This is a genomic window from Vibrio tasmaniensis, assembly GCF_024347635.1.
GTDB classification, from domain to species: Bacteria; Pseudomonadota; Gammaproteobacteria; order Enterobacterales; family Vibrionaceae; genus Vibrio; species Vibrio tasmaniensis.
The window spans coordinates 314,275-326,657 of the sequence record NZ_AP025510.1 but is presented as its reverse complement, the minus strand read 5'-3'; the positions used below and the strand labels follow the sequence as shown (position 1 = coordinate 326,657).

Sequence of the window (12,383 nt, the reverse complement as noted above, 5' to 3'; positions counted from 1 at the left end):
ATCCCTTTTGTTTAACCACGCTCTGCAATGATTGCATTAGCAACATTTTTTGGCACTTCAGCGTACTCACTAAACTCCATAGAGTAAGAAGCACGACCTTGTGTCGCAGAACGCAAATCAGTTGCGTAACCGAACATGACAGACAACGGAACTTGTGCACGAATTATCTTCAGGCCAGCTGTCCCCTCGTCCATACCTTCGATGATGCCGCGACGACGGTTAATATCGCCAACAACGTCACCCATCCAGTCTTCTGGAGTAGTTACTTCAACTTTCATCATAGGCTCAAGCAAAACTGGTTGCGCTTCTAGTGCACCCGTTCTGAAAGCCATAGAGGCAGCGATTGTAAACGCCATCTCACTTGAATCTACTTCATGGTAAGAACCATCATATAGTGTAGCCTTGATATCCAAAACTGGATAGCCCGCTAATACACCATTGTTCATTTGCTCTTCAACGCCTTTAGCGACAGAGGTAATGAACTCTTTTGGCACGATACCATTGGCAATTTCATCTACGAAGACAAAGCCTTCACCGGCTTCTGATGGTTCCAGTTTCAGCCACACGTGACCGTACTGTCCTTTACCACCATGTTCGCGGATAAATTTACCTTCAGCTTTCGCTGTACCACGAATGGTTTCACGATAAGCAACTTGCGGATTACCAACGTTGCAGTTCACGCTGAATTCACGTTTCATGCGGTCAACGATGATATCTAAGTGCAGTTCACCCATACCAGAGATTAGTGTCTGGCCAGTTTCGTCATCCGTTTCAACACGGAACGATGGATCTTCTGCCGCTAGCTTACCTAACGCGATAGTCATTTTATCTTGATCAGCTTGCGAGCGAGGCTCTACAACGATCTGAATAACTGGATCTGGGAATTCCATACGTTCAAGAACAATTTTATGGTTCTGGTCACATAGAGTTTCACCAGTAGTAACATCTTTCAGGCCGATAATGGCTGCGATGTCACCTGCTCGTACTTCTTTTACTTCTTCACGTTTGTTTGAGTGCATTTGAACAATACGCCCCAAACGTTCACGTTGTTTCTTCACAGAGTTGTAAGCTGTTTTACCGCTTTCAACAACACCAGAGTAAACACGGATGAAAGTTAAAGTACCAACAAATGGGTCTGTTGCAATTTTAAATGCTAGCGCTGAGAACGGTTCTTTGTCGTCCGCGTGACGCTCAATTTCATTCTCGTCATCATCGATACCCTTAATTGCAGGTACATCGACTGGAGAAGGAAGGAAATCAACAACTGCATCTAGAACAGCTTGTACACCTTTGTTTTTGAATGCACTGCCACAAGTAGCAAGTACGATTTCATTATTAAGGGTACGTGTACGAAGACCTTGTTTGATTTCAGCTTCTGTTAGTTCACCTTCTTCAAGGTACTTATCCATCAGCTCTTCATTTGCTTCTGCAGCAGCTTCAACAAGTTCTGTTCGATATTCTTCAGCCATTTCTTGCATGTCTGCAGGAATATCTTCGTACGTGAAAGTCATGCCTTGGTCAGCTTCGTTCCAGTTAATTGCCTTCATCTTGATAAGATCGACAACGCCTTGGAAGTTTTCTTCAGCACCAATGTTCAGTTGAATTGGAACAGGAGTTGCGCCTAGGCGATCCTTGATCTGTTCAACTACACGCAAGAAGTCTGCGCCTGTACGGTCCATTTTATTAACGAAAACCATACGTGGAACTTGGTACTTATCAGCTTGACGCCATACAGTCTCTGACTGAGGTTCAACACCAGATGAGCCACAGAACACAACAACAGCACCATCAAGTACACGCAAAGAACGTTCTACTTCGATAGTGAAGTCAACGTGTCCCGGAGTGTCGATGATATTAATACGGTGGTCAGAGTACTGAGCTTCCATACCACGCCAAAACGTAGTCGTCGCTGCTGAAGTGATCGTAATACCGCGCTCTTGCTCTTGCTCCATCCAATCCATGGTTGCTGCACCATCGTGAACTTCGCCGATTTTGTGAGAAAGACCGGTATAGAACAGAATACGTTCACTTGTGGTTGTTTTACCTGCATCTACGTGAGCAACGATACCGATATTACGGTATTGCTCAATAGGAGTTTTACGAGCCACGGTTGAATCCTCTTATTAGAGACTTAGGGACTATTGCTATGTCTAGATTATGCGTAAAAAGCGATACTTCGCTAAAAAGTGCTTGCCCTAGAAATAGCAATAGTTCCTAGCATAAGCATAGGAACTAAAGAAGTGCCGCAAGGAACCTTGCAGCACTAAAAAGGTATTACCAGCGGTAATGTGCGAACGCTTTGTTTGCGTCAGCCATACGGTGAACGTCTTCACGTTTCTTAACCGAAGTACCTTTGTTCTCAGACGCGTCTAGCATTTCAGCAGCTAGGCGTTGAGCCATAGATTTTTCACCACGCTTACGCGCAGCTTCAACTACCCAACGCATAGCAAGAGCGTTACGGCGAACCGGACGAACTTCTACAGGTACTTGGTAAGTTGAACCACCCACACGGCGAGATTTAACTTCTACCGCTGGACGAACATTTTCAAGAGCTTCTTCAAATACAGCTAAGTGATCTTTACCAGATTTCTCAGCCATAACTTCTAGTGCAGTGTAAACAATCTTCTCTGCAGTAGATTTTTTTCCGTCAACCATAAGGATGTTAACGAATTTTGCCAGCAGTTCAGATTTGAACTTAGGATCTGGAAGGATCTTACGCTGGCCTATAACGCGACGACGTGGCATGGAATTTCTCCGTTGTCTTCTTCAGGTTTTTTCCAAAACTTTTCAGAATAATAAATAAATAGTGTTTGGCCTTACTTAACGCTTTCTTTTAAAAAAAGACGCATTAAGACTTAGGACGTTTCACACCATACTTAGAACGACCTTTCTTACGGTCGTTAACGCCTGCACAGTCAAGTGCACCGCGAACAGTGTGGTAACGCACACCTGGTAAATCTTTAACACGACCACCACGGATAAGAACAACACTGTGTTCTTGAAGGTTATGACCTTCGCCGCCGATGTATGAAGTAACTTCAAAGCCGTTAGTTAGACGAACACGACATACTTTACGTAGTGCTGAGTTCGGTTTTTTTGGAGTAGTAGTATATACGCGAGTACATACACCACGTTTTTGTGGGCACGCTTCTAGTGCAGGCACGTTGCTTTTAACAACCTGCTTTACACGAGGAGTACGTACCAACTGGTTAATAGTTGCCATTAACTAGCTCCTGATTTACTTGAAAGTAAGCTTGATGAAAAATCTAGCCCTATTACACATAGTGTAAATAGGGACGCAAAATTCTATTCAGCAGTGGGATGTGTGTCAAGAAATATACAGATCTTTTTTAGCCGTCTAGAGCTCAGGATGGTCTTTTTTTAACCACACTGATAAAATACAGCTACCAAGTGACTGATTTATCGTTCAAAACAGTCAGTTTTACGAATCCATCGAAGTCCACTTGATCCAGAGTGCTTGAAGCAAGTTGTTGTAAACCTCGGCTATAAAGATCTGTTTTTAATACCGACACATGTTCAACGGTTGAGATTTGATTGAATAACTCATGATTTGGAAGGCAAACATACACCGCATCTTCAACCAAAAGGATATGATCCTTTTGTTGTGAGTACGTCAATGCAAGCTTGAGTTTGTCTACTGATTTTACAATATGAAGCATAACGTTCCCTAGAAAGTCAGTATTTTTTGGCTCTGAGCTAACTTCTGCGTCAACTCATTCATTTCTAGCGCAGTCACATCGATCAGTAGGTTATCGGTCGAGAGACCAAACTGATTGAGGCTATGTTGGCACACGTAAACCTGCTCGATGTCGTAGAGGTCCATAAGCTTGAATGCAGAAATATAGTCACGTGATAGGGATTCATCAGGCTGTTGCGCCTTGAGAAGCTGTGTAACGCCATCACCGACAAAGAATACGCTAATGTCTTCACTGTAAGCTGAAGCCGCTAACAATGCGTCTAGCCCTTCCCTACCCGCAGCCGTTGTATGAGGGAAGCTGTTAAATATAAAGGCCAATTTACTCAAAACTGCACAACCCTATCTTGTGTTAATAGCGCTTCAGATAAACTCCCTAAGCCGGCCTGAGTGAATCCAGACGCTAGATTAGATGCGCTTAACTGATGTTGCGCCGCTTCTTCAGTGCTGATCACTCCACGCCTTAGCGCCGCAGCCACACACGTTTCAAGGCTAACATTGTGCTCGTCCGCCAGTTTTTGCCAAGCGGCAGCCAAATCAAATTCATCGTTAGCAGGTACAGTAATGCCAGAGCCATTGCTGACGCCGTCTTGATAGAAGAACACACTGTGAAGTTTGTGGCCCTGTTTCAATAGAGCCACGGCAAACTGATAAGCACTTCTTGCGGATTGTGAGCCGTAAACGGGCCCATTGACTAAGAGTGTATAGCTTAACAACCCTCTTCATCCTCTGTTTTACGTTGGCGGATGTACAAGTACACTGTGTGCTTAGAGATATTCAATCGCTCAGCAACACGGTTAATCGCGTCTTTGATGTCGAAAATACCTTTGTCGTATAGCTCCATCACGATTTGGCGATTTTTGGTGTTGTTCGATACAGATTTGTCTGCATTGATTTCTTCAATCGTGCGTTCAACCGTTTGGTCGACAAGTTCTTCAACATCACTAGCAAAGTTAACAGATGACGCAGCTTCGTCCGCGTCTTGCGTAGGCATGAAAGATTGCAGCACTTGTGAGAATGGCGCATCTAAGTTCACGTTAATACACAGTAAGCCAATCACTCGGTCTTCACCATTGCGGATAGCAACCGTGATCGACTTCATTAGTACCCCGCCTTTAGCGCGAGTAAAATATGAACGAGAGAAGTTACGCTTAGAACCTTCAATATCTTTCAACATCTTCAATGCAAGATCGGTGATTGGCGAACCAACCTGACGACCTGTATTTTCACCATTGGCAATTTTAATCGCCGAAGTATTGAGGTCTTCTAAAGAGTGTAAAACGATTTCACAAAACGGACCGATCAGACTCGCAATACCATCAACTACGGCCTCATAAGATCTTAAGATAATTTTATCGTGTTCACTGAATGGCATGACATGGACTGATTCCATTTCGAGTAACATGTCCGCATTGACTGTTTCTGTAGTAGTCACTTATTCCTTACCTTCGTGTGAAAAATCAACAAATTTATGTAAGTTTATCAGAAAATTTTAATTGCACACCTAGCTAACATTGCAACTAGTGATTTAGAACAAGTTTAAAAATCAAATACTCATATTCAAGTCATAAAAAAAGCCTAACTTAAAGTTAGGCTTTTTATTCAATCAACGTATTTAGTACGAGGTTGTGAACTGATATTACTGTGCAGGAGCTGCTTCAGCGTTATCGATGTTTAGTAGCTCTACTTCGAATACTAGCGTCGAGTTAGCTGGGATAGTCGGTGTATCTTGCTCACCGTATGCTAGCTCTGGCGGGATAACGAACTTGTACTTAGAACCCACTTGCATCAGTTGTACGCCTTCCGTCCAGCCTGGGATAACGCGGTTTAGAGGGAATGTTGCAGGTTCGCCACGGTCGTAAGAGCTATCGAACTGAGTACCGTCTGTTAGCGTACCTTTGTAGTGTACCTGAACCGTATCAGTGTCTTTTGGAGATGCGCCTTCGCCAGCCGTCATTACTTGGTAAAGTAGACCAGATTCAGTTTGCTTCACACCTTCAGTTTTAGCGAACTCAGCGCGGAAGTCATCACCCGCTTTCTTCACTTCTGCAGACTTTTCTGCCGCTTGTGCTTGCATCGTTTCAGCAACACGCTTGTCTAGAGCTTCAAGAGCTGCACGAGTCTCTTCTTCGTTAAGTGCCGTCTTCTCTGCGAATACGTCTTCGATACCTTGAAGAACCATCGCTTTGTCTAGGTTAATACCTAGCTCGCTTGGCTTATCAATGCTTGTGCTTAAGTAATTAGCGAAAGATACACCGATTGCGTATGCCGCTTTGTCATCTTCTGTTTTAAAGTTTACTGCTGCAACTTTAACTTCTTCTACCTGTGGAGCTTCTGCCTTTGGTTCTTCTTTCTGACAACCAACTGCTAGCATAACCGTTGCGGCAAGCAGTGATACTTTTAAAACTGATTTCATTGAATTCTCCAATTAATGGCCAAGCCATTGGTTATTGTGCACAAATCTAATGATTAGATTGGTGTGAATACGTTAGTTATAACAATATACTAGTCATATGTCTTTCGACACAAACCGGATTATTGGATGTGATGCGAATATTTTTCCACTCATTGCTATGTACGATTGTCATCACCTTGTTAAATGGCTGCTTTTTCTTCCAAGATGATGACCAACGCTGGGAAATTGAACCCAACGGCGCCACCAGCTTTGCCCTAAGTAGAGATGGACGCTTCGCGCTGCTCTACTCGCAGCAAAAACAGCTGCTCCTTTGGGATCTTGCCCAGAACAAAGAACTGGCTCAGCTTGGCCCACAAGATCAATCCGAAAATCAAGTATCGCGTATTCGCATCTCTGACAATGGTCGCTTTGCCATTACCGCCAGTCAGATGAATTTCGCCGTTTGGGACTTATCTTGGACACAAGCTGAAGGGCTATGGTCGATTTCCGATGGCTTAATTCGCGATGTTGATATCTCTAGCAATGGTGAAAAAGTACTGCTGGGCCTATCTAATGGCAAAGCTATCTATGTGGACTTAGTCACCGGACGCCGTCTGGAGTTCCTCGCTCACCGAGAAAAAGTAAATTCCGTCTCTCTCTCTTCGAATGGGCGCTACGCATTATCGGGAGGTAACGACTACAAAGCTTACCTTTGGGATACCGAATCAGGCTTGGTAATACGCACCTTTGAACACGAACAAAGAGTCGTTCGAGTTGCGCTACAACGGGATGGAGAATTGGCTTTTACCTCCGATGGCGGCAATCAAGCGATGATCTGGGATCTAGAAACGGGTGAACCTCAAGCGCAATTGCAGAGCTGGTCTCGACAGCTGATATTCTCCAGTGCTCGCTTTTCTGACGACGGCAGTATGTTGGTGACGGGTACGCCATCAAGCCAAGTGAGCGTGTGGAATACTCAAGATGGAAAACGAATTTCTCGCCACGATGCTGAGCCACTAAAAGATGCTCGCCCTCCTCGTGCTGTAGTGTATGATGCAGCCTTTGATGATAAGAACCGTGTGATATCGGGCACCTCAGCGGGCATTGCCCAAGCTTGGAATGTGGATTAAGAACGATGACAGAAAAGCGAGTTGAACAACTAGAAAGCCGCGTAAATGACCTAGAGTGTCAGCTAGCTTTCCAAGAACAGACCATTGAAGAACTCAATGAAGCGCTTAGCCAGCAACAAATGTTGATCACGAGAATGCAAGACCAGATGAAGTTCGTGGTGGGCAAAGTGAAAAATATGGATGGCTCTAACTTAGCAGACGCATCAGAAGAGACGCCACCTCCACACTATTAAGTGCGGTTTAAAGGTAACGAATTAATTCTAGCGACGCATATCGTTAGTCTCTCGTCGTCGATGTGTAAACACATTTTAGGACGGGGCATAGAAAACTAAAAGGGCGACAGATGCTTATCTGTCGCCCTTTTGTTTGTTTAGTCTGCGCTAATTCAACTAAAGCCAGTTAAGCCAATACAAACTTAGTCATCGGCATAAATTTTCACTTCCACGCAGCCATTAGTATCAACACTCGCACGGTACATTCCTGAACTGTTCATACCGAAGTGGATATCACCTTGACCATCAATAGCAATCAAGCCACCTTCTCCGCCCATGGTTTTCAATTCACCTTGAATGATCGTCTCACAAGCCGTGTGCACATCTTCTTTGAGATAACGCATTCGTGCTGCTACATCACTGGCAACCATTTTACGTAGAAAGAACTCGCCCATTCCTGTCGTTGAGACGGCCACGTTGCCATTTTCAGCAACAGTGCCTGCACCAATAATAGGAGAATCACCTACACGGCCGTATTTCTTATTGGTTACGCCACCTGTGCTGGTTGCTGCCGCTAAGTTTCCGGCTTGGTCTAATGCGACCGCACCAACCGTGCCGTATTTCTTGTCGTCTGGGTATTTATCAGCTTGCTCTTCATCATATTTTGCTTCCGACAAAGCAAAGATACCTTTCTCTTTCATCGACTGAAGTTGGTCATAACGACGCTCAGTAAAGAAGTAATCTTGCTCGGTAAAGGTGTAGTCGTGGTCAAACGCAAACTTCTCTGCACCTTCACCAATCAGCAGCACATGGTCGCTTTTAAGCATCACATCACGCGCAAGCTCTATCGGGTTTTTAATATGACGGACACCGGCAATAGCACCCGCATCCATTTCGCGACCGTGCATCACAGAAGCATCCATCTCAACAAATTCATCATGAGTTAAAACAGAGCCTTTACCGGCATTAAAATGCGGGCTGTCTTCCATCACCTTGACTGACGCAACCACTGCATCCAGCGCATCGCCACCCGATTGCAAAACTTGATAGCCAGCCAAAACCGATTTTTCCAAAGCCTCGGTAATACCCGTTTTTAATTCATCGCTCATTTGCTCTCGTAAGATGGTTCCTGCACCACCATGAATGGCAATTGAAAAAGGCTGTGACATGCGAACTCCCCACTGACGTCGTCTTATAATGTTGTGCTATCAATACCACATCCATGGTTTGATGTCTGATAGCGAAAACCAAACTTTTTACGAATGCTTAGATTTGCGGATGCTTAGATTTACGGATACTAAGTTCGCTAGATTAAAAGTCAGCTCAAAAAGCGAGACTCCTTAAACGAAAAAAACCTCCACAAGGGAGGCTTTCAATATTCTTAAACTAAACCGTTAGTTCGGTATTAGTGAGAACCACAGCTACCGCCGCCGCAGCAGCCGTCTTTTTTCTCTTCAGCGTGGTCATGGCCTTCGCCACCACAGCAACCACCTTCGTGATCATGATCGTGGTCGTGACCGCCACAGCCGCCTTCTTGGTGTACGTGACCGTGTTGAACTTCTTCTTCAGTCGCTTCACGAACCGCTACAACTTCAACGTCAAACGTTAGAGTTTGGCCAGCTAGCATGTGGTTACCGTCAACAACAACTTCGTCGCCATCTACTTCAGTCACTTCAACTGGGATTGGACCTTGGTCAGTATCCGCTAGGAAACGCATGCCAACTTCGATTTGCTCAACACCTTGGAATACGTCTGCAGGAACACGTTGAACTAAGTCATCGTTGTGCTCGCCGTAAGCGTCTTCTGGAGTAACCGTTGCTGAGAACTTGTCGCCAGCTACTTTGCCTTCAAGCTCTTTTTCAAGACCTGTAATTAGGTTGTTGTGACCGTGAAGGTAATCTAGTGGAGCTTCTGCAGTTGATTGGTCAACTACTACGCCATCTTCAAGTTTCACTTGATATGCAACACTAACTACTACGTTCTTTTCAATTTTCATGAGAGCTCCAAGGAGGTTTGGACTAAGCTCGAACAGTTGAGCTTAGGAAAAATTCTGTACCGGGATATTATGGGGATCAATTAACGAAACTCAATCATTCTGGCTTAAAAATACCGATCATTTCTTGATTCGCGTGTTCAGATTTCTCTACAGTTTTCGGTTTACGCTGCTCAGTGAAGTCACAATCGACGCATTCCACCAGCTCGATATTATTTTCAACCCACCAGCGGAGTGTGTCTTGAGTCTTGCAGCTTGGGCAGCTCGCCCCTGCGATAAAGCGTTTTTTCTGTTTCACGTTGATATCCTTTACTACTCTGGATTCGCAGTTCTTCCGCTCTAGCTCGATTAAAGGCAAAGCAGAGACCACGTTTATTATTAGATTAGTTATCTAGACTGTTATTTCTATGCTCAAGCTATATTTCTATAGTTCAAGCATTAGTTATCACTTCCAGCTACTGCCAATAGTTACGAGATTGGTGATCGTTTTCCATCTCGTGTCCAAAAATCTCTTCGAGTTCTTTACGAGCCTCTTTCGCTCGTTGGGCCAACTCAGCATCTTCATTATGCTGAGGAAGTAACTCTTTCAGCATACCATTATCCAATTTCCTAAAGTGTGCTTCTGCTCGCTTCGCTTTATATGGGTGCATTCCAAGTTCGGTCAATGTTTGACGGCCTAAATCTAATGCCCCAAGGAAGGTTTCACGAGAGTAGTTACTCACACCGTGGTTAAGTAATTGATACGCTTCAACACGGCTTCGAGCTCGCGCTAAGATCTTTAAGCGTGGAAAGTGCTGCTTACACAAATCGACGGTTTTCATAATTTCATCAGGAGAGTCAGTACACAACACGATGGCTTCCGCCTTGTCTGCACCGGCTGCCCGCAACAGTTCTAGGTGAGTGGAATCTCCGTAAAACACTTTGTAGCCGAATTTTCTTAGGATATGGATTTGGCTGGCATCACTTTCAAGGACGGTAATACGAATCTTGTTGGCATACATCAAGCGACCAATGATCTGACCGAAACGACCAAAGCCTGCAATGATCACTCGAGGGCTACGATCAACCACATCCGAAGACATCGCGCTTTCACTGATTTGATTAAGCTGACGCGCAAAGAATCGGTCTTGCAGCTTAAGCATCAATGGCGTGGTCACCATAGACAGGCTCACAACAACCAGTAAGAACGACACTTGGTCGCCGCTTAAGATGCCTTGTGCACTCGCAGCGGTAAAAATTACAAAGGCAAACTCACCACCTTGGCTGAGAATCATCGCCATACGACTGCGCGCTTTAGCTTGAGTGCCAAAGATACGAGCCAGCGCATACAGCACTAATCCTTTCAATACGACCAGAGACGACACCGCAATCAGTATTGCGAATGGGCTTTCTGCTAGTAAACCTAAATTCACCGCCATACCAACCGAAATAAAGAACAAGCCAAGCAGTAACCCTTTGAATGGGTCAATCGCGATTTCAAGCTCGTGTCGATATTCACTTTCAGCCAGAAGTACGCCCGCCAAGAAAGTACCTAATGCCATCGACAAACCAATCTGCTGCATGATGACAGCAATACCAATCACCAATAACAGCGCTGCTACCGTGAACAACTCACGCACACCGCTCATGACTACGTAGCGGAACAGCGGTCTCAACAAGAAATGACCACCAACAAGCAAGCCTATCACACCGCCTAGCATCCATAACATGTCCGCCCAACTGCCACCGGTATTACCCGCAAGCAGAGGCAACATCGCTAGCATCGGGATGACTGCAATATCTTGGAAAAGTAATACCGCAAAACCTGACTGTCCTGCTTCTTTGCCACCAAGTTCTCGCTCTTCAATAACACGCAACGCAATAGCGGTCGAAGACAAAGCTAAACCCATGCCGATGACTAAGCTAGTTTGCCAAGTTAAACCAAACATGCACGCGATAGCGGTAATAATCAGGGTGGTGATCAGTACTTGCGCGCCACCGAGTCCGAGAATGGGGGCTCGCATCTGCCACAGTTTTTTCGGGTTAAGTTCGAGACCAATCAAGAAGAGTAGCAGTACCACCCCGAATTCGGAGAAGTGTAGAATCGCCTCGACATCACTGATTAAACCAAGCCCCCACGGGCCAATCGCCACGCCAGCTAATAGATAGCCGAGTACTGAACCTAATCCCGCGCGCTGTGCGATAGGAACCGCAACCACAGCAGCGGCTAAAAATATAACGCTACTTTGTAGAAAATCGTTAGTCAGAGCCATCATCTGCTCCTATATCTTGTAGCGGGTCTCGCAACCAATTTCGATACGCTTCTGCATGTTGGTAACGCGTCATATCGGTGACATTTCGTGCCCAATGTAAAACCAAAGGTGACATCCAGTGCATCTGGCACAAAGCAGCGGTTAGCTCAAAGGGTTGCAAAATCTCTTGTAATGGATATTTATTATAGCCTGCAGCACCAAACGCCTCTTCTTTACCACCTGTTGTAATAACGCTACGCCAGTGTTTACCTTTAAGCGCACTTTGCTCGCCAAACGCAAAACCTTTGCCTAGCACGCGATCAAACCACTCTTTCAACAACGAAGGACAGGAATACATAAACAAAGGGTGTTGGAACACGATCACATCATATTCAAGCAGCAATGCATGCTCGTAAGGCACATCAATAAAGAAGTCAGGATAGATGGCGTAGAGATCGTGGACTTTGACATTCCCAAGCGACTCTATCTTTTTAACCATGATCTGGTTAGCGATAGAGGTTTGCGGCTCTGGGTGCGCATAGATGACCAGCACCTTTGGCACGGGGTTGTCTGTCGAGGGAGTATTACTCATTCCTTTGAAACATTCCTTTGAAGGCTAAACGGTGGCAAGGCCACAAGAATTTAAGCAAAAGTTACTAATATGTTATTGGCATAATAACGCAAATTGCATTGTGATCGACTTTTAT

15 protein-coding genes are annotated in these 12,383 nt (G+C 45.0%); 2 read left to right on the top strand and 13 right to left on the bottom strand.

The window, feature by feature from the left end; genetic code table 11:
* Positions 1–11: 11 nt before the first annotated feature.
* The 8 genes from fusA to fkpA form a co-directional block, all read right to left on the bottom strand.
* Positions 12–2,108: an elongation factor G gene (fusA, locus tag OCV44_RS01460; protein ID WP_017104672.1), complete on the bottom strand. Its 2,097-nt coding sequence runs from the start codon at positions 2,106–2,108 to the stop codon at positions 12–14.
* Positions 2,109–2,274: 166 nt separating this feature from the next.
* On the bottom strand, positions 2,275–2,745 hold the full coding sequence (gene rpsG / locus OCV44_RS01455) for a 30S ribosomal protein S7 (protein ID WP_012604916.1): 471 nt from the start codon (positions 2,743–2,745) through the stop codon (positions 2,275–2,277).
* Positions 2,746–2,848: 103 nt separating this feature from the next.
* Positions 2,849–3,223 (bottom strand): 30S ribosomal protein S12, encoded by a 375-nt coding sequence (rpsL, locus tag OCV44_RS01450; RefSeq protein WP_012604917.1) that lies wholly within the window; start codon positions 3,221–3,223, stop codon positions 2,849–2,851.
* A gap of 181 nt (positions 3,224–3,404) precedes the next feature.
* Positions 3,405–3,680 (bottom strand): sulfurtransferase complex subunit TusB, encoded by a 276-nt coding sequence (tusB, locus tag OCV44_RS01445; protein WP_139685175.1) that lies wholly within the window; start codon positions 3,678–3,680, stop codon positions 3,405–3,407.
* 8 nt (positions 3,681–3,688) lie between these two features.
* A complete protein-coding gene (gene tusC, locus OCV44_RS01440) occupies positions 3,689–4,045 on the bottom strand; it encodes a sulfurtransferase complex subunit TusC (protein WP_086048642.1) in 357 nt (118 codons plus the stop codon).
* A complete protein-coding gene (gene tusD, locus OCV44_RS01435; RefSeq protein WP_139685174.1) occupies positions 4,042–4,431 on the bottom strand; it encodes a sulfurtransferase complex subunit TusD in 390 nt (129 codons plus the stop codon). The genes tusC and tusD overlap by 4 nt, the downstream gene beginning before the upstream one ends.
* Positions 4,425–5,150, bottom strand: a complete 726-nt coding sequence (locus OCV44_RS01430; protein ID WP_012604921.1) for a helix-turn-helix transcriptional regulator — start codon at positions 5,148–5,150, stop codon at positions 4,425–4,427. Before OCV44_RS01430 ends, tusD begins: the two co-directional genes overlap by 7 nt.
* A gap of 204 nt (positions 5,151–5,354) precedes the next feature.
* A complete protein-coding gene (gene fkpA, locus OCV44_RS01425; protein ID WP_009848932.1) occupies positions 5,355–6,131 on the bottom strand; it encodes an FKBP-type peptidyl-prolyl cis-trans isomerase in 777 nt (258 codons plus the stop codon).
* Between the two features lie 131 nt (positions 6,132–6,262).
* Here fkpA and OCV44_RS01420 point away from each other — a divergent pair, with 131 nt between their 5' ends.
* Together OCV44_RS01420 and OCV44_RS01415 are read left to right on the top strand one after the other, a co-directional pair.
* On the top strand, positions 6,263–7,240 hold the full coding sequence (locus tag OCV44_RS01420) for a WD40 repeat domain-containing protein (RefSeq protein WP_139685178.1): 978 nt from the start codon (positions 6,263–6,265) through the stop codon (positions 7,238–7,240).
* A gap of 5 nt (positions 7,241–7,245) precedes the next feature.
* Positions 7,246–7,473 (top strand): SlyX family protein, encoded by a 228-nt coding sequence (locus OCV44_RS01415; RefSeq protein ID WP_009848930.1) that lies wholly within the window; start codon positions 7,246–7,248, stop codon positions 7,471–7,473.
* Between the two features lie 182 nt (positions 7,474–7,655).
* Here OCV44_RS01415 and OCV44_RS01410 read toward each other — a convergent pair whose 3' ends face one another.
* From OCV44_RS01410 to kefG, 5 genes are all read right to left on the bottom strand, one after another.
* A complete protein-coding gene (locus OCV44_RS01410) occupies positions 7,656–8,621 on the bottom strand; it encodes an isoaspartyl peptidase/L-asparaginase family protein (protein ID WP_139685173.1) in 966 nt (321 codons plus the stop codon).
* 236 nt (positions 8,622–8,857) lie between these two features.
* Positions 8,858–9,448, bottom strand: coding sequence for a peptidylprolyl isomerase (gene slyD / locus OCV44_RS01405; protein WP_009848928.1), 591 nt, complete (start codon positions 9,446–9,448; stop codon positions 8,858–8,860).
* A gap of 94 nt (positions 9,449–9,542) precedes the next feature.
* Positions 9,543–9,743, bottom strand: a complete 201-nt coding sequence (locus OCV44_RS01400; RefSeq protein ID WP_086048637.1) for a YheV family putative zinc ribbon protein — start codon at positions 9,741–9,743, stop codon at positions 9,543–9,545.
* Positions 9,744–9,900: 157 nt separating this feature from the next.
* A complete protein-coding gene (kefB, locus tag OCV44_RS01395) occupies positions 9,901–11,697 on the bottom strand; it encodes a glutathione-regulated potassium-efflux system protein KefB (RefSeq protein ID WP_086048636.1) in 1,797 nt (598 codons plus the stop codon).
* Positions 11,684–12,268, bottom strand: a complete 585-nt coding sequence (kefG, locus tag OCV44_RS01390; protein WP_139685172.1) for a glutathione-regulated potassium-efflux system ancillary protein KefG — start codon at positions 12,266–12,268, stop codon at positions 11,684–11,686. Before kefG ends, kefB begins: the two co-directional genes overlap by 14 nt.
* Positions 12,269–12,383 lie beyond the last annotated feature (115 nt).